A 16,485-nucleotide genomic window follows, 5' to 3' on the forward strand; every position below is an offset into this window, starting at 1 on the left:
CAGCTGGGGATTCCGGGGGCGTTAGCATCACTTAGGCGTCAAGTGACACTAACGAGTGGGGAGCCCCCCACGTGCACCTGTGATCACTGGGCGGTCTGGTACGCGTTGAGGTACGAGTCCTCGCCGCGGCGCTGCATGGCGAGCAGCTCGGCATACACGCCACCGGAGGTGGACAGCTCGGCAGGCGAGCCGATCTCGTCGACCCGGCCGTCCTTGATCGTCACGATGCGGTCGACGCCGGCGATGGTGGAGAGGCGGTGGGCGATGATCAGCGAGGTGCGGCCGGCCATGAGCTGCACGAGCCCCTCCTGGACGGCCCGCTCCGAGCGGGTGTCGAGGGCGCTGGTGGCCTCGTCGAGGACCAGCACGGAGGCGTCCTTGAGCATGGCACGGGCCACGGAGATGCGCTGCTTCTGACCGCCGGAGAGCTTGAGGCCGCGCTCGCCGATCATGGCGTCGAACTCGCCCTCCAGCCCGCCGATGAAGCCGCTGGCGTTGGCGCGCTCGGCGGCCAGGGCGACCTCGTCCGCGTTGGCGGTGGGGTGGCCGTAGCGGATGTTCTCGCCGACGGTGTCGGAGAACAGCGACGGGTCCTGGAAGACGAGGGAGATGCGGCGACGCAGCTCGTCGTGGGGGAGCGTGGCGATGTCCACGCCGTCGAGGCGGATGTGGCCGCCCCGCAGCGGATAGAGGCCGAGGAGCAGGTTGACCAGGGTGGTCTTGCCGCCGCCGGACTCGCTGACCAGGGCCACACGCTCGCCGGGCCGTATGTCGAACGTGACGTCCCGCAGCACGTCCGGACCGTCGCCGTAGCCGAACCGCACGTCCTCGAACTCGAGGACGGCGTCGCCCTCGGCGCGGGCGGGCAGCGCCGGCATCTCGCGCACGTGCTCGACCTCGGTCGCCGCCATGACCTTGAAGTAGTCGCGCGACCCGGCCACCGCACGCTGCGAGGCGTCCAGCACCCAGCTCATCATCTCGACGGGCATGCGGGCCATGGCGATCAGCTGGATCAGCAGCACCATCTGGCCGACGGAGAAGCCGCCGCCGAGGGTCCGCCAGAAGATCAGGAGGTACATGGCCGCGAAGGCCAGGTTGAGCACGCCGCGACGGATGATGTCCATCGTGTGCCAGTGCCGCGACTGCTCCTTGGTCGTGCTGTCGGTCCGCATGAAGTGGTCCGTGAACGTGTCGAGCTCGTGCCGCTCGCGGGTGAACGACCGCACCACGCGGATCTGCCCCACGACCTCGGCGAAGCGGCCACCGGCCGTGTCGACGTGGTGGTTCTTGTCGGCCTCGAGCCGCTGCCACTTGCGCGACGTGAGCCCCGTGAGCCAGACATAGGTCGGGAAGACGACGGCCAGCAGCACCGCCAGCGGCCAGTAGTAGATCGCGCTGATCACCAGCACCGCCGCCGTCTGGATCAGCATGGTGAAGAAGGTGTTGGCCAGAGACTTCGCGAAGTTGGAGACCTCGGTGATCGAGCGGTTGAGCCGCGACACGATCGTCCCGGTCATCTCGTCGTCGAACCAGCTCTGCGGCAGGCGCAGCAACTTGTCGAGGTAGCGCGTCGACAGGATCGCGCGGATCCGGTTGCTGAGGACGTCGCCGGTGTAGCCGCCCAGGTTGGACACGACGGTGCTGACCAGCTCGGCCGCGAGGATCGCGAGCGTGAGGATCGCCAGCGTCGGGAAGACGGAGGTCCCCCGTCCGTCCTGGACCGCGTCGACGATCGTGTCGGTGGCCCGGCCGACGAGGAAGGGCGTCGCCAGGCCGGCGCTCGCCGTGACGATGGCGCAGGCCGCGACGCCCAGGTAGTAGGGGCGCAGCTCGGAGGTGAAGCGGATGATGTGGCCCAGCGTGGCGAAGATGCCCTGCTCCGGCGGCTCGTACTGCTCTGACGGCCCCTCGGGGGCCGCCCCGCTGCTGGGGGTGGCGCGCGTGGCGGCCGTGGCGCTGGTGCTCAAGGGGGACTCCTCGGTGGCGGTGCTCATGCGTCCACGAGACGACATCAAGCGGACATGAGGTCAACACCGAGGGTGGTCAGACTCTTCCCAGGGACCCTCAGCAGAGGTCGAGCAGTGCCTCCGCATAGGCGCACTCGAGGTCGACGTTGGTCGTATGCCGGTCCCGCTGCCCGTCGTTGGTGACGACACGCCATACGGCCGCTGTCTCGTGGTGCACCGACCGCAGCCGGTCACCCAGCAGCTCGCGCAGCTGGTCCTCGCGCGGCAGCCAGACCGTCTGGTCCAGCCCGACCGAGTCCAGGGCCCACTCGGTCGTCCCGTTGAAGCCGAGCACGGACTGGTCGGCGTAGTGGTGCAGCTCGATCGTGAGGTCGCTGATCCAGTAGGTCTGGTCGGTGAGGGTGTCCACGTCGATCGCGAACCGGTCGCCCGGCTGCGGCTCCCACAGCACGCCCGCGGCGGCGAGGCGGCGGGCCAGGTCCAGCGTCAGCATCTGTCCATCCTGCATCACGACGCGCGCGGGCGTCGGACGAGTGCGAGGCTCGGGGCATGGAGCTCCACGAATTTCTGGACCACTGCAACAGCGGTGCCGTGATCGAGGACGGTTCGGAGGCGCACCGGTTCATGCACGCGGCGTCCCAGGAGGCGTTGCGTACGTTGGCGAAGCTGAACGGCTCCTACCGCACCCCCGAGGAGGTGCGGGCCCTGATGAGCGAGCTGACCGGGCGGCCGGTGCCGGAGTCGCTGGCGGTGTTCCCGCCGTTCTACAGCGAGTTCGGCAAGAACCTGCACCTCGGCGAGGACGTGTTCATCAACATCGGCTGCCGCTTCCAGGACGCCGGGGGCATAACCATCGGGGACGGCTCGCTGATCGGGCACGGCAGCACGCTGACGACGCTCGACCACGGCGTCGACCCGGACCGGCGCGCCGACATGATCCCCGCGCCGATCGTGATCGGCCGCAAGGTCTGGCTGGGCGCCTCGGTCACCCTCGTGCCGGGCGTGACCATCGGGGACGGCGCGATCGTCGGCGCCGGCGCCGTGGTGACCAAGGACGTGCCCGCCAACGCGATCGTCGCCGGCGTCCCGGCCCGCGTGATCCGCATGACCGGCTTCGACGCATGACCAGCACGATCTTCTACACCGCCACGACGCTAGACGGCTACCTCGCCGACGAGAGCGACTCTCTGGAATGGCTTTTCGTCCAGGACATCGATCACGCCGGCCCCAACAGCCACGACGCGTTCATGGCCGGGGTCGGCGCGCTCGTCATGGGGCGGACGACGTACGAGTGGCTGCGTCGCCACCTCGAGACGGCGGGGGAGCAGTGGCCGTACGCCGTGCCCGCCTGGGTGCTCAGCCACGCCGAGCTGCCCGGCATCGACGGCGCCGACCTGCGGTGGGCGCAGGGCGACGTCGGGGGCGTGTACGCCGCACTCGTCGAGGCCGCTGACGGCAAGGACGTGTGGGTGGTCGGGGGCGGTGACCTGGCGGCGCAGTTCGCCGACGCCGGGCTGCTCGACCAGCTCGTCGTGTCGATCGCCGGCGTGACCCTGGGATCCGGGCGGCCTTTGTTCCCACGGCGATTCGCGCTGGAGCTCACCGAGGTGACCCGCAACCGGTCGTTCGTCTGCGCCACGTATGACGTGAAGGGCCCGCTCTCCTAGCCCGCCCATCCGCCTGGCCCGCCCCCACGCCTGCGCGGCGAGCCCGATGCGCTCGGTGACGGGCGTGGTCGTGCACAACTGCTGCAGATAGCGGCAACCCGCGTAGCCTGCGCGTTGGGGCACAACAGAATTCGCGGGCGGCGCGTCCCGATGTGCAGCAGTTGTGCACGTTACCCAACCACGGGGAGCCTCGCCACGCCCGTCGCGACCCAGATCCGGGCCGGCGACGACGGAGGCCTAGGGTGGCCGCATGACCGAGGACTGGCGGCGGGACCGCATCGGCGCTGCGCTCGCCGGGGCCAACCCCACCGTCATCGCCCGCCTCCAAGAGAGCTTCGCCGCGATCGGGGACGCCCAGTTCCTCCCCGGCTACTGCGTCCTGCTCGTCGACGACCCGACCATCGGTCAGCTCACGGACCTGCCACGGCCACGACGGCTGCGGTTCCTCGACTCGATGGACCGGCTGGGAGAGGCCGTCTCGGCAGCGTGCCGGGAGCACGACTCCGCCTTTCGCCGCCTCAACTACGAGATCCTCGGCAACACCGACGGATTCCTGCACGCACACGTGTTCGCGCGCTATGAGTGGGAGGACGCCGCTCACGTCGGGCTGCCGGTATGGCGCTACGACCCGGACTCGTTCTATGGCGAGACGACAGCGTTGGGCCCTGCCCACGACCCGCTCCGTCGCTCCATCCGGCGTCACCTCGACGAGCAGCGCCACGAGGACGTGCGCCTGGACGGGTAGCGCCTGGCCGGGGGCAGTGGCGTGCACAACTGCTGCAGATGACGGCACCCCACCGGAGCCCGCGCGTTGGGGCACAACGGAATTCGTTGGCGGCGCGTCTCGTTGTGCAGCAGTTGTGCACGCGCGGAGGCAGTGGGGTGCGCCGCGCGCGGACTAGCTGACGCGCGGGTCGAGACCGTACTGCTCGGGGACGCCGAGGTGCTCGCGCAGCGTGGTGCCTTCGTACTCGGTGTGGAACAGGCCGCGCTCCTGCAGGATCGGGACGACCTCGTCGACGAAGGTATCGATCCCGTCCTCGTAGGCGTCGATCGAGATCCAGAAGCCGTCGGCCGCGCCTGCCTCGAACCACTCCTGCAGGTGATCGGCCGTCACGGAGGCCGGGCCCACCGGCGTGGGGTGGTAGTCGATGACACCGTGGGCGAGGATCTCGCGGATCGTCCACCCCTCGCGCGCCACTTCCAGCGCGCGCGGGGAGCGGGGGTCGAACGGGCTGGGACGAGCGGCGGACAGCTGCTCGGCCGTGAGCGGCTCGTCGATCTGAGAGACGCTCAGCGGGGTGCCCAGCATGGAGCCGAGGTAGGGCACCCGCGTCGGCAGGAGGAACTCGCTGATGCGCAGGCGCCGGTCCACGGCCTCGCGCACGGTGGGGGCGATCGCGGGCATGACGCCGGCGAAGTACTTCACCTCGTCGGGGTCCCGACCCGCCTGCTCGGCGGCGTCGCGGGCGGCCTGGCGCTGGGCGCGGGCATCCTCGATCGTGTAGGCGGCCCCCACGACCCCGCTGGCATAGCGGCCCGCGATGCCGAGGCCGTACTCGCCACCGCCTGCGGAGAAGATGACGGGCTGGCCCTGCTCGGACGGCGGGATCGGCAGCGGGCCCCGCGAGGCGACATACTGCCCCTGCAGGTTGATCGGCGTGATCTGGTCCGGGTCGGCGAAGAGCCCCTGCTCCACGTCCTTGAGCCAGGCGTCCTTGCCCCAGCTGCCCCACAGGGCCTGCACGATCTGGATGGTCTCGTGGGCCCGCTGGTAGCGCTCGGGCCGCGGCGCGATCTCGGCGCCGTGGTTGGCGGCCACCGTGGCGTCGCTGGTGGTCACGGCGTTCCAGCCGATCCGGCCGTGGCTCATGATGTCGAGTGTCTTGAACTGGCGGGCCAGGTTGTACGGCTCGCTGAAGGTCGTGGACCCCGTGGCCACGAACCCGATGCGCTCGGTGGCGCGGGCGGCGGCGGCGATCGTCAGCAGGGGGTCGAGGGTCAGCATCGGCGCCTCGTGGGTGAGGTCGCTGGTGAGGCCCGCGAAGTCGGGGAGGAAGAAGAACTGCACCTTCCCCCGCTCGGCGGCCCGGGCGTAGCGCACCTGGGCGTCGAAGCTCGTGTAGTTGCTCGGGTCGACGCCGGGCGCGCGCCAGGCCATCGCCTGGGAGCCGTAGGCGTTGCCGAGCTGCAGGCCGAGGATCATCTGACGGTCACTCATGGGGTTCCTTCTGGCTTTGTCGGGGGGTCAGGCGGCGAGCCGGCGCAGGGTGCTGCCGTGGAAGACGAGCGGTGACTGATGGGCGTCGCGGTGCAGGTCGAGCACCCGCAGGAGCGTGAGGACGTGGTCGCCGGCATCGATCTCGGCGTGCCGCGCGACGGTGAAGGTCGCCATGGCGCCGGCCATCAGGACGCTGCCGTCCGCGCCGGTGTGGGTCGCGACGCCGTCGAACCGGGAGTCGGCCGGGCGGCTCAGCGGCCGGATGAGCGACTCGTCCCCGTCGCCGAGGACGCTGATGCCCCAGCGGTCGGCCTGCCGCAGGACCGGCCAGGTGGTCGAGGTGCGGGCGAAGGCCAGCGACACGAGCGGCGGGTCGAGCGACACCGAGCTGAACGAGCTGGCCAGCATCCCCGCCGTCCGCCCCCCGACCTGCGCGGCCACGACGGCGATGCCGGTGGGGAACGCGGACAGGGCGTGCCGCATGGCGTCCGGGGTGGGGGAGGCGGTGGCGTCGCGGAGCGGATTGGTCTTCATGGGATTCCTAGGGGAGAATGAGGAGAAGGTCTCCGTTTCACCATCAACGATACGGAGAGCATCTCCGCTACGCAACCCAGAGGGATCCAGAGCCATGACGACACCCGCAGCCAGCAGGCCCACGCGAACCGACGCGCAGCGGAACCGGGCGCACATCATCGCGGTCGCCGAGGAGGGGTTCGCGGACCTGGGGGTCGAGGTGTCGATGGACGCGATCGCCAAGCGCGCCGGGGTCGGCGCGGGCACCCTCTATCGCCACTTCCCGAGCCGGGAGGCGCTGGTCGCCGCAGTCATGGAGGCGCGCAGCCCGGACCTCGAGCGCGAGCGGGTCGCCATCGAGGACGGCGAGTCGGACTCCCGGGTGGCCCTGGAGCGGTGGCTCGAGGCGGTCAGTGCCTTCATGCGGGCGTATGACGGACTGCCCGACCCGCTCCGATCGGCGCTGCGCGAGCAGGGATCCCCCCTCGCGCCGACCTGCCGGGACGTGATAGCCACCACCGACCGCTTCCTGGCGGCGGCGCAGCGAGACGGCCACGCGCGCAAGGGGATCCGTGGCCGGGACCTCTACCTCGGCACGCTCGCCGTCGTGTGGGCGGCGGGCACGGAGTCTGCGGACGGGTCCGTCGAGCAGGGGTTGCGAGAGATGCTGCGCTCCGGCTGGGCGCTCAGCGGTGAGGGCGCCGCGCCCGCCTCCTGACAGCCGGCTCAGTCGGCGGCGACCTGCACGACCTCGCCGCCCGTGATGCGGACGAGCTCGTCGAAGGTGATGGGGAACAACGTGTCCGGCGTCCCGCCCGCGGCCCACAGCTGCTCGTGCTGCCGCAGCGCCTCGTCGACGACGGTGCGCAGGGGAGCGGGGTGCCCGACCGGGGCGACGCCACCGATGACCTGCCCCGTGGCGTAGCGCACCTCGTCGGCGGACGCCATGTGCACCTCGACGACGCCGAGCGCGCGCTCGAGCACCTCGAAGTCGACCCGGTGCGCGCCGCTGGTCATCGCCAGGATGGGCGCGCCGTCGGCCATGATCACCAGCGAGTTGGCGATGGCGCCGACCTCGCAGTCCATCGCCTCCGCTGCGTCCTTGGCCGTGCGGGCGGGCTCCTCCAGCACCCGCACCCGGCTCTCGACGCCGGCCTCGTCCAGTGCGGCCTGCACGTCCTGGGCGCGGCGCGGGAGGTCGGAGGAGGAGGTGGCGTCGGGCGCAGTCGTCATACGGCCCAGCCCATCACGACCAGTCGTGTGCCGCCAACCGCCGCCCACCCCTCGGCCGGCGCGATGGCGGGCCGGGCTCAGAAGACGCGGGTGATCTCTGCCAGGGCGCGGGCCATCCGGTCGCTGTCGCGGGCGCTGGAGTAGAGGCCGGGCGTGACCCGCACGACCTCACCCCTCGCCACGCCCCCGCGGCGCACCGTGAAGATGTGGTGCCGCTCCATGAGCCACGCCGTCATGGCCGTGGTGTCGGCCTTGGTCACGCGCCCCTGGACCCTGAACGACGTGAGCGCGGAGTACATGCGGGGGTCGTCGGGGGTCAGGATCTGCAGCCGCGGCACGTCGCGGACCTGGCGGACCCACCGGTCCCGCAGGTACTGCAGGCGCGCGTGCTTGTTGGCGACCCCGATGGACTCGTGCAGGTCCAGCGCGACCTGGAGGGAGAGCAGGTTGGCGCTGTTGGACGTGCCCGTGTGCACCCGCGAGCGGATGTCCGTGGCGGGGTAGTCCTGGTCGCCGTGGTCGCGGTCGATGTCGGCCAGCCGGTCCTTGCGGATGTACATGAACCCGATCCCGAGCGGCGCGCTGATCCACTTGTACAGGTTGTAGCCCACGAACGCGGCTCCGAGATCCTTGGCGGTGAAGGGGATCTGGCCCCACGAGTGGGCGGCGTCCACGATCACGTCCACGCCCCGTGCCGCCGCCATGGCGACGATCTCCCGCACCGGCATCACCAGGCCGGTGCGGTGCGAGAGGTGCGTGAGGAGGAGGAGCCTGGCCTTGGGGTTGGCCTTGAGGAAGGACTCGTAGTACGCGAGCACCGAGGCGTGCGTGGCGGGCTCGGGGATGACGCCCTTGACGACGGTGACGCCGCGTCGGTCCTTGAGCCAGTCCATGGCGTACTGCATCGAGTCGTAGTCCGGGTCGACGTACAGCACCTGGTCGCCCGGGCGGAGCTTGTTGTAGCCGCCGATCAGGTTCTGCAGCGCCTCGGTGGCGCCACGGGTGAGCGCGATCTCCTCGACCGAGACGCCCAGCAGCCGGGCGACGCGCTCGCGGGCCGCCTGCTCCTTGGCGGGGTAGGCCGTGCGCATGAAGTAGGAGCTGTCGCGGGCCAGCACGTCGATGTGGTGCTTGTACTCCTCCACGACGCGTCGCGGGGTGGTGCCGAAGTAGCCGTTCTCGTAGTTGACGTAGTCGCGGGGCAGGTCGTACTCGGCGCGGACCCTCGCCCAGAACCGCTCGTCCCGGGCCAGCCGGGCAGCGGGGACGTCGGGCGCCTTGGGCATGGGACGGGGGCGGCGGCCCGGCCCCGACGAGGCCTGGGCCTGCATCGGCGAGGCCAGGACGGCGGCGCAGCCGATGGCGCTCGCACCCGCTCCGGCCAGGACGTGGCGGCGGTCGATGTCCATGTCGATGTCCTTCCAGCACAAGGGCGCCGGCGCTCCAGCGCGCACGCGACCAGCCCACTCCCACCAGGTGGCCGGGCCGTGGCCGATGCGTGACGTCGACGTGTCGAGGCGGACAACCGATCGAGCCGTATGGCGGCGACCGCCCGGCAGCAGGCGGGCGGCACGCGTCGGAATGATCCGGACCATCTCTCCGTTTGCTCGGACGACACCCGACAACCACGAGAGGTCTCTCATGAACATCGGCATCATCGGCGCGGGCAACATCGGCGGCGTCCTGGCCCGCCGCCTGCCGACCAAGGGTCACCAGGTCAAGATCGCGAACTCGCGCGGCCCCGAGACGCTGGACGCGGAGGTCACGTCGACCGGCGCCCATGGCGTGACGGCGGAGGAGGCGGCGACGGACGTCGACGTCCTCATCCTCTCCATCCCGCTGAGCCGCATCCCGGACCTGGCCCCGATCGTCGGCACCCTGCCCGCCGAGACCGTGGTGATCGACACCGGCAACTACTACCCAGCCCGCGACGGAGCGATCGAGGCCCTCGACGGCGGTCAGGTCGAGAGCGAGTGGGTGTCCGAGCAGTTGGGGCGCCCCGTCCTCAAGGCGTGGAACGCCATCCTCGCCCAGCGCCTCGTCGACGGAGACCGCGAGGCGGGGGACCCCGAGCGGACCGCGATCCCGGTCGCGGGTGACGGTGAGGACGCCAAGAGCGTCGCGCTTGGCCTGGTGGAGGACAGCGGCTTCGACGCGGTCGACGCGGGCTCCCTCGCCGAGTCCTGGCGCCAGCAGCCGGGATCGCCCGTCTACTGCACCAGCCTCACGGCCGCGGAGGTGCCCGATGCTCTGGCGGCGGCGCAGCGCGACCGCTCGGCGGGGCGGCGGGACCTGGCGATAGCGGTCATCACCGACCGCGCGCAGGACCCCACCCGCACGGTCGACGGGGACTTCCTCACGCGGCTGAACCGCGTGCTCTACCAGTGAGCACGGACATGGCAGACGGAGCACGGCCACAGAGTCACGGACGAGAGGAACGACAGCACATGAAGATCGCCATCATCGGCACGGGACACATCGGCAAGACCCTGGTGCGCAAGCTCAGCGCCGCCGGCCACGACGTCGCGGTCGCGAACTCGCGCGGCCCCGAGACCATCGAGGCAGACCTGCTCGGGACGGTGCACGCGCGGCCTCGGCACCGGACGCCGTCGGCGGGGCCGAGGTCGTCATCCTCTCCGTCCCGCTGAGCCGGATCCCGCAGCTGGCCCCCCTGATCCGGGAGCTGCCTCAGGAGACGGTCGTCGTCGACACCTCCAACTACTACCCGCAGCGCGACGGTGTGATCGAGGGCATCGAGGCAGGTCAGGCCGAGAGTCTCTGGGTCTCGGAGCAGCTGGGACGCCGGGTCGTCAAGGCGTGGAACATGATCGGGAGCCACGCGCTGTCCGACAAGGGCCTGCCTGCCGGCGACCCGGATCGACTCGCGGTGGCGGTGGCTGGTGACGAGCGTGGTCGCCGGGTCGGGATGGCGCTGGTCGAGGACACCGGCTTCGACGGTTTCGACGCGGGCTCGCTCGAGGAGTCCTGGCGGCAGCAGCCTGGGACGCCGGCCTACGGCACGGAGCTCACGAGCGCCCAGTTGCCGGACGCGCTGGCGACGGCCGACGCGGCCCGGGCGCCGAAGCGACGTGACCTGTCGGTCGCGGCCATCGCGGAGCGGGTCGGCGACGGGACGACCAACCCGGACTCGGACTACGGCACCCGGTTGTCCCGAGCCCTGTTCATGTAGGCGTGCGGGACCCTCGGCGCGCGCTGCGATCAAGGCTCGAGCCAGACGCCCTGGTCCAGCGCGCGCTCGAAGGTCGGGATCCACCGGTCGACGTCGAGCCCCTTGCGGGACAACCACTCTCGTGAGTAGTAGCTGTCGGCGTAGCGTCCGCCGCCGTCGCACAGCAGCGTCACCACGGACCCCTGCTGGCCGCGAGAACGCATCTCGCACACCACCTTCAGCGCCCCGAAGAGGTTGGTGCCGGTCGACCCTCCGGCGAACAACCCGGTGCGGGAGCGCAGCACGTGGATGCCAGCGATGGAGGCGGCGTCCGGGACGGAGATCATCCGGTCGACGACGCCGGCGATGAAGCTCGGCTCCACCCGAGGACGCCCGATGCCCTCGATCCGCGAGCCGACGCACGTCGTGACGCCTGCGTCCGCGTCGCACCACGCGTCGAAGAAGGCGGAGTTCTCGGGGTCCGTGACGCACAGGCGGGTCAGGTGTCCGCCATACCGCAGGTGCCGGCCGATGGTCGCGGAGGTGCCACCGGTCCCGGCGGCGGTGACGATCCACGCGGGGTCGGGGTGCGGCTCGAGCCGCATCTGCTCGAAGATCGACTCGGCGATGTTGTTGTTGCCCCGCCAGTCGGTGGCGCGCTCGGCGAAGGTGAACTGGTCCATGTAGTGACCACCGAGGCGCTCGGCGAGCTCGATGGCGCGGGGGTAGAGCGTGGCGGGGTCGTCGATGAACTCGCAGCGGCCGCCGTTGCGCTCGATCAGGTCGATCTTGGTCTGGCTGGTCGAGCGCGGCATGACCGCGATGAACTCCAGGCCCAGCAGCCGCGCGAACCACGCCTCGCTGACCGCGGTCGAGCCGCTGGACGCCTCGATGATCGGGGTCTCGGGGCCGACCCACCCGTTGCACAGGGCGTAGAGGAACAGCGACCGCGCGAGGCGGTGCTTGAGCGAGCCCGAGGGGTGGGTGGACTCGTCCTTGAGGTAGAGCTCGATGCCCCAGGCCTCGGGCAGCCGCACGGGCAGCAGGTGCGTGTCGGCGGAGCGGTTGGCGTCGGCCTGGACCGCGCGGATCGCCTGGGCCACCCAGGCTCGCCGGGCGGGGTCGCTGCGATCGACGTCACGTGCGGTGGCCTGCAGGGTCATGGCTCCGAGGGTAGCCTGCAGCCCTATGGTGAAGCGGGCCGGCGACGGCGCCGCCCGTTGGCCCGGACCCACCGACGAAGGAGACGAACCATGGCGTTGCGCATCGGATACAAGGCATCGTCGGAGCAGTTTGCCCCGCGGGAGCTCGCCGACTACGCGGTCCTGGCCGAGGAGCTCGGACTCGACAGCGCGTTCATCGCGGACCACTTCCAGCCGTGGCGTCACACCGGCGGCCACGCCCCGTCCAGCATCCCGTGGCTGGCGCACGTCGCTGCGCGCACCGAGCGGATCGTGCTCGGGACCTCCGTGATGACCCCGACCTTCCGCTACAACCCGGCCATGGTGGCGCAGTCGTTCGCGACGCTGGCGTGCCTGCACCCGGGCCGCCTGGTCCTCGGCGTCGGCACGGGCGAGGCGCTCAACGAGATCGCCGTCGGCTCGGTGCAGGGGGACTGGCCCGAGTTCAAGGAACGCTTCGCGCGGCTCCGCGAGTCCGTCGAGCTCATGCGCCGCCTGTGGACCGAGGAGCGCGTGACCTTCGACGGCGACTACTACCGGACGACGGACGCGACGGTCTACGACCGGCCCGAGTCTCCCGTGCCCGTCTACGTCGCGGCCGGCGGGCCCATGGTCGCGAGGTATGCCGGCCGCAAGGGCGACGGCTTCATCTGCACCTCCGGCAAGGGCCGCGAGCTGTATGCCGACAAGCTCGTCCCCGCCGTCGTGGAGGCTGCGGGCAAGGTGGGACGCGACCCCTCTGGCATCGACCGGATGATCGAGATCAAGTTGTCCTATGACCCGGATCCCGCTGCCGCGCTGGAGAACTGCCGGTTCTGGGCGCCGTTGTCCCTCACCGCCGAGCAGAAGCACTCGTTGCACGACCCCGCCGAGATGGAGGCCGCGGCCGACGCCCTGCCCATCGAGCAGGTGGCCCAGCGCTGGATCGTGGCCTCGACGCCGGAGGAGGTCGTCGAGCAGGTCCGCTTCTACACCGACCTCGGTTTCGACCACCTGGTCCTGCACGGTCCGGGTCACGACCAGGAGCGATACCTGCGGTCCCTGGCGGAGCAGGTGCTCCCTGCGCTGCGCGAGCTTGTTCCCGCGCCGCTGCCCGAGCCGCCGGCGACCGCCTCCGACAGCGAGTCGGCCTGACCCATGGGCGAATCCATCCTGAGACTGGGTCGTCGTTCGTTCACCGCGGACGACCGGCTCGTGATGGCGATCGTCAACCGGACGCCTGACTCGTTCTACGACCAGGGTGCGACCTGGGCCGAGGACGCCGCCCTGCGCCGCGTGGACACGTTGGTCTCAGCCGGAGCGGAGATCGTCGACATCGGCGGGATCAAGGCAGCCCCGGGCGAGGAGATCGGTGAGGCCGAGGAGCGTTCTCGCGTGGTCGATCTCGTGGCGTCCGTCCGCCAGCACCACCCCGGGGTGATCATCAGCGTCGACACCTGGCGCGCGTCGGTGGGGGCGGCAGTGTGCGCGGCAGGGGCGGACCTGCTCAACGACGCGTGGGGCGGTGCCGATCCCGAGCTCGTCGACGTGGCAGCCGAGTTCGACGTGGGGATCGTCTGCACGCACACCGGCGGGGTGCCGGTGCGGACCCGCCCGCATCGTGTGGAGTACGACGACGTCGTCGCATCCGTCATCGACGACACCACCGCCTATGCCGAGCGGGCGGAACGCGCCGGTGTCGCGAGGGACCGGATCATCGTCGACCCCGCCCACGACTTCGGCAAGCAGACCTGGCACTCGCTGGAGGTGACCCGGCGCCTCGACGAGCTCGTCGCCCGCGGCCGGCCGGTGCTGGTATCGCTGTCCAACAAGGACTTCGTGGGGGAGTCGCTCGACCTGCCCGTCGACCAACGCCTGACGGGAACGCTTGCGACCACGGCGATCTCGTCGTGGCACGGCGCGATGATCTATCGCGCGCACGAGGTCTCCGAGACGCGTCAGGTCCTCGACATGGTCTCGACGATCCAGGGCCGGCGCGCGCCCGCGCGGACCGTCCGGGGGCTCGTGTGATCGCGGCGGCCGCGATCTGCCCCCAGCCGGCCGGTCTGCTGCGCGAATACCGCAGCACCGCAGACCCATTCGCCTCGTTGCGGGAGACCTGTCGCGAGGCGGTGTCCCTCGTGCTCGGCGCGGAGCCGCGCCGGTTGGTGGTCGTGGGGGCGGGGCCGGGGCCGGAGGCCCGGCACACGACGCGGGACCCGTTGTCCGTCAGGGTTGCTCGTGAGCTGCTCGAGGGGCTCGACGCTCCCTCGGTGCAGGAGGTGGTCGTGGCACCCGACGAGACCCGCGACGCCGCAGCGTGCCTCGGTCGACAGCTGTGCGAGCTGCCTGGCGACACAGCACTTCTCGTCATCGCCGACGGGTCGGCCCGTCGCGGTGTCAAGGCGCCGGGTTACCTGGACGAGCGTGCCTTCGCCTATGACGACCGGTGGCGCGCGGCCCTGCGGGACGGCGACGTGGACGAGCTGCGCGCCCTGGAGCCGGAGCTCGCCGCCGACCTGCTGGCCCGCGGGCGTGCTCCGCTGCAGGTTCTCGCCGGTGCGGTGGGTGAGAGTCGCGTCCAGAGCACGGTGCTGCTCGACGAGGACCGCTGGGGCGTGGCCTATCTCGTGGGGGTGTGGTCGTGCGGGTGATCCTCGACGACGGGGGACCGGTGGAGGTCCTGGACCACCGTGCAGCGTTGGGCCCGGTCCGTGACCTCGACCAGCTCGCCGAGCTCTACGCGACGCCCGAGGACTGGTGGCGAGCCAACTTCGTGACGACGGTCGACGGCGCGGTCACCGGCGCCGACGGCCGCACCGGCACGATCAACAACGCCGCCGACAAGGTCGTCTTCGACCTGCTTCGGGCGCTGGCGGACGTCGTGGTGGTGGGCGCGGGGACGGCGCGGGCGGAGGGATACGGGCCGGTCCAGCCCCTGACGGACGAGCTGGCCGCGGTGCGCCGCCGGGCCGTGGGCCGGACCACGCCTGCCCGCCTGCTCGTGGTCAGTGCCTCGGCCGAGATCCCCGCCGGTCTGCTCGGCGCGGCACCGGGGGCGGTCATGCTTGCGACGACCTCGCAGGCCCCCGCCGAGGCACTGGGCGAGGCCGTCCGGCAGCTGGGGGAGCCCCACGTGATCGTCGGTGGCGCGGGCCCAGTCGACCCGGTCTGGCTGCGGGGAGAGCTCGTCCGCAGAGGAGCCACCCGGATCCTGTGCGAGGGCGGACCGACCTTGTTGCGAGCGATGCTGCTCGGCGGCGTGCTCGACGAGCTGTGCCTCACCACCTCGCCCCTGCTGGTGGGTGGCCACGGCCCGCGCCTGGTCGAGGGATTGGAGCTGCGGCGCGACATACGACCGGTGCTGGTCCTCGAAGAGAGCGGCACGCTGCTGACCCGCTGGCTCCTAGCCCCCTAGGCGACCGGAAGTGACCCGTCGGGTCGCCGAGCGGTCAACTCGCGCGCCATCCGACCAGAAGTGACCCGTCGGGGCGCGGTCCTCCCCATCTGCCACCTGCACCCGTCCGGAAGTGACCCGTCGGGGCGGCGAGCTCCTCATCCGCCACCTGCACCCGACCGGACGTGATCTGTCGGGTCACGCCGAGCGGTCAACTCGCACGCGACCCGACCGGAAGTGACCCGTCGGGCAGGTCGGCGGGCCGGACGCGGGCCTAGCCCCGGCGTGCAGGCTGCGACCCGGCCCGACGGCCTACCACTGGGCGATGGACGACAACGCACCCAGGCCCGCGATGATCGCGACGATGAGACCGACCGCACCGCCGAACAGGTCAGGGAGGGGCCGGGGAGCAGGCAGGCGTAGGTCCTGCGGACCGGGACCGACAGCCACCTCGACGGTGTCACCCACCTGCAGGTGGGGGACCCCGGAGCAGGGGACGGAGACCCGCCGCAGGGGACCGTGCGGGTCCTGGAGCTCCAGGTCCGCGACCAGCGTGGGGCCACCTCCCGGCGCCGCGCGGTGGGCGAGCTGCAGCACCGTGGCCGTCGCCGTGGTCCAGTGCCGGGAGGACCAGAGCGGGTGGAGCGCTGCGCCCGCGAACGCCAGGCCGGCCAGTGAGATGGCGGCCGAGCCGACCGCCTGGTCACCCCCGCCTCCGCCTCCGCCCCGCGTGGCCTGCCAGACCGCGAGCCCCACGACGGGCACGACGACCTGGAGGACGGCGGTCACGACCGGGGCGGACCACGCACGGGGAGGGATCACCGACCGGCCCGGGTCCTGCGGGTGCACCTGCACCGAGATGGGCTGGCCGGGCTCGACCGGGAGGGCCGACGGCAGCCGTGCCTCACCCTCGTGCTCGCGGCCGTCCGGCCCGGCATAGCGGTAGCGGACGTGCGGCACCCCCATCGGATCACCCTCGCTGGCCCGCACCGTCAGCTGCCGGACGTCCTCCACGGTCGCGGCGACGGTCGGCCAACGCCAGCGGCGCAAGAAGGATCTGGGCGAGGCTCCAGGTGCCGGAGCCCACGCAGCCCAGCGCGAACAGTGCGACAGCGATCTCCACGATGATCCCCCCGGTCGATGTGGTGCCTCCACCCT

General features: G+C 71.5%; 19 protein-coding genes. 11 read left to right on the plus strand and 8 right to left on the minus strand.

The window, feature by feature from the left end; all coding sequences use genetic code 11:
- Window positions 1-83 precede the first annotated feature (83 nt).
- Together B4E97_RS15455 and B4E97_RS15460 are read right to left on the minus strand one after the other, a co-directional pair.
- Window positions 84-1,994 (minus strand): ABC transporter ATP-binding protein, encoded by a 1,911-nt coding sequence (locus B4E97_RS15455; protein WP_286960602.1) that lies wholly within the window; start codon window positions 1,992-1,994, stop codon window positions 84-86.
- Window positions 1,995-2,064: 70 nt separating this feature from the next.
- Window positions 2,065-2,460, minus strand: a complete 396-nt coding sequence (locus tag B4E97_RS15460) for a hypothetical protein (RefSeq protein WP_286960604.1) — start codon at window positions 2,458-2,460, stop codon at window positions 2,065-2,067.
- A 56-nt stretch (window positions 2,461-2,516) separates the two neighbouring features.
- Between B4E97_RS15460 and B4E97_RS15465 the strand changes: the two genes are divergently transcribed.
- The 3 genes from B4E97_RS15465 (at window position 2,517) to B4E97_RS15475 (ending at window position 4,379) form a co-directional block, all read left to right on the plus strand.
- Window positions 2,517-3,092 (plus strand): sugar O-acetyltransferase, encoded by a 576-nt coding sequence (locus B4E97_RS15465; protein WP_286960605.1) that lies wholly within the window; start codon window positions 2,517-2,519, stop codon window positions 3,090-3,092.
- Complete coding sequence (locus B4E97_RS15470; RefSeq protein ID WP_286960606.1) at window positions 3,089-3,634, plus strand: dihydrofolate reductase family protein; 546 nt, start codon at window positions 3,089-3,091, stop codon at window positions 3,632-3,634. The genes B4E97_RS15465 and B4E97_RS15470 overlap by 4 nt, the downstream gene beginning before the upstream one ends.
- 250 nt (window positions 3,635-3,884) lie before the next feature.
- A complete protein-coding gene (locus B4E97_RS15475) occupies window positions 3,885-4,379 on the plus strand; it encodes a diadenosine tetraphosphate hydrolase (RefSeq protein WP_286955506.1) in 495 nt (164 codons plus the stop codon).
- A gap of 153 nt (window positions 4,380-4,532) precedes the next feature.
- Here B4E97_RS15475 and B4E97_RS15480 read toward each other — a convergent pair whose 3' ends face one another.
- Both B4E97_RS15480 and B4E97_RS15485 read right to left on the minus strand, forming a co-directional pair.
- Complete coding sequence (locus B4E97_RS15480) at window positions 4,533-5,855, minus strand: NtaA/DmoA family FMN-dependent monooxygenase (protein ID WP_286955504.1); 1,323 nt, start codon at window positions 5,853-5,855, stop codon at window positions 4,533-4,535.
- Window positions 5,856-5,882: 27 nt separating this feature from the next.
- Window positions 5,883-6,389, minus strand: a complete 507-nt coding sequence (locus B4E97_RS15485; RefSeq protein WP_286955503.1) for a flavin reductase family protein — start codon at window positions 6,387-6,389, stop codon at window positions 5,883-5,885.
- A gap of 94 nt (window positions 6,390-6,483) precedes the next feature.
- On the opposite strand from B4E97_RS15485, the gene B4E97_RS15490 reads away from it, so the two are divergent.
- On the plus strand, window positions 6,484-7,086 hold the full coding sequence (locus B4E97_RS15490) for a TetR/AcrR family transcriptional regulator (RefSeq protein ID WP_239262909.1): 603 nt from the start codon (window positions 6,484-6,486) through the stop codon (window positions 7,084-7,086).
- Between the two features lie 8 nt (window positions 7,087-7,094).
- Here B4E97_RS15490 and B4E97_RS15495 read toward each other — a convergent pair whose 3' ends face one another.
- Window positions 7,095-7,601, minus strand: coding sequence for a YbaK/EbsC family protein (locus B4E97_RS15495; RefSeq protein ID WP_286955499.1), 507 nt, complete (start codon window positions 7,599-7,601; stop codon window positions 7,095-7,097).
- Window positions 7,602-7,678: 77 nt separating this feature from the next.
- Window positions 7,679-9,010, minus strand: coding sequence for an aminotransferase class V-fold PLP-dependent enzyme (locus tag B4E97_RS15500; RefSeq protein WP_286960609.1), 1,332 nt, complete (start codon window positions 9,008-9,010; stop codon window positions 7,679-7,681).
- A gap of 172 nt (window positions 9,011-9,182) precedes the next feature.
- Between B4E97_RS15500 and B4E97_RS15505 the strand changes: the two genes are divergently transcribed.
- Genes B4E97_RS15505 through B4E97_RS15515 form a run of 3 tightly spaced genes read left to right on the plus strand, consistent with a single transcriptional unit; the run spans window position 9,183 to window position 10,791 of the window.
- A complete protein-coding gene (locus tag B4E97_RS15505; protein ID WP_286960610.1) occupies window positions 9,183-9,989 on the plus strand; it encodes an NADPH-dependent F420 reductase in 807 nt (268 codons plus the stop codon).
- 59 nt (window positions 9,990-10,048) lie between these two features.
- Window positions 10,049-10,249, plus strand: coding sequence for an NAD(P)-binding domain-containing protein (locus B4E97_RS15510; RefSeq protein ID WP_286960611.1), 201 nt, complete (start codon window positions 10,049-10,051; stop codon window positions 10,247-10,249).
- Window positions 10,231-10,791 carry an NADPH-dependent F420 reductase gene (locus tag B4E97_RS15515; protein ID WP_286960676.1) on the plus strand — a complete coding sequence of 187 codons (561 nt, stop codon included), beginning with the start codon at window positions 10,231-10,233 and terminating at the stop codon, window positions 10,789-10,791. The genes B4E97_RS15510 and B4E97_RS15515 overlap by 19 nt, the downstream gene beginning before the upstream one ends.
- 29 nt (window positions 10,792-10,820) lie before the next feature.
- Here the strand turns inward: B4E97_RS15515 and B4E97_RS15520 are convergent, their stop codons facing one another.
- Window positions 10,821-11,933, minus strand: a complete 1,113-nt coding sequence (locus B4E97_RS15520) for a PLP-dependent cysteine synthase family protein (protein ID WP_286955492.1) — start codon at window positions 11,931-11,933, stop codon at window positions 10,821-10,823.
- A gap of 90 nt (window positions 11,934-12,023) precedes the next feature.
- Between B4E97_RS15520 and fgd the strand changes: the two genes are divergently transcribed.
- The 4 genes from fgd to B4E97_RS15540 are packed head-to-tail and all read left to right on the plus strand — an operon-like array spanning window position 12,024 to window position 15,348.
- The gene (gene fgd / locus B4E97_RS15525) at window positions 12,024-13,085 is read left to right on the plus strand and encodes a glucose-6-phosphate dehydrogenase (coenzyme-F420) (RefSeq protein ID WP_286955490.1); all 1,062 of its coding nucleotides are present in this window, start codon (window positions 12,024-12,026) and stop codon (window positions 13,083-13,085) included.
- Between the two features lie 3 nt (window positions 13,086-13,088).
- Window positions 13,089-13,961 (plus strand): dihydropteroate synthase, encoded by an 873-nt coding sequence (folP, locus tag B4E97_RS15530; RefSeq protein WP_286955489.1) that lies wholly within the window; start codon window positions 13,089-13,091, stop codon window positions 13,959-13,961.
- Entirely contained in the window at window positions 13,958-14,584 is a 627-nt protein-coding gene (locus B4E97_RS15535) for a hypothetical protein (RefSeq protein WP_286955488.1), read from the plus strand. Before folP ends, B4E97_RS15535 begins: the two co-directional genes overlap by 4 nt.
- A complete protein-coding gene (locus B4E97_RS15540; protein WP_286960614.1) occupies window positions 14,581-15,348 on the plus strand; it encodes a dihydrofolate reductase family protein in 768 nt (255 codons plus the stop codon). Before B4E97_RS15535 ends, B4E97_RS15540 begins: the two co-directional genes overlap by 4 nt.
- Before the next feature lie 291 nt (window positions 15,349-15,639).
- Here the strand turns inward: B4E97_RS15540 and B4E97_RS15545 are convergent, their stop codons facing one another.
- On the minus strand, window positions 15,640-16,341 hold the full coding sequence (locus tag B4E97_RS15545) for a DUF3592 domain-containing protein (protein WP_422652882.1): 702 nt from the start codon (window positions 16,339-16,341) through the stop codon (window positions 15,640-15,642).
- Between the last annotated feature and the right edge of the window lie 144 nt (window positions 16,342-16,485).

The sequence above is a fragment of the Arsenicicoccus sp. UBA7492 genome, assembly GCF_002479615.1.
Classification (GTDB): Bacteria; Actinomycetota; Actinomycetes; order Actinomycetales; family Dermatophilaceae; genus Arsenicicoccus; species Arsenicicoccus bolidensis.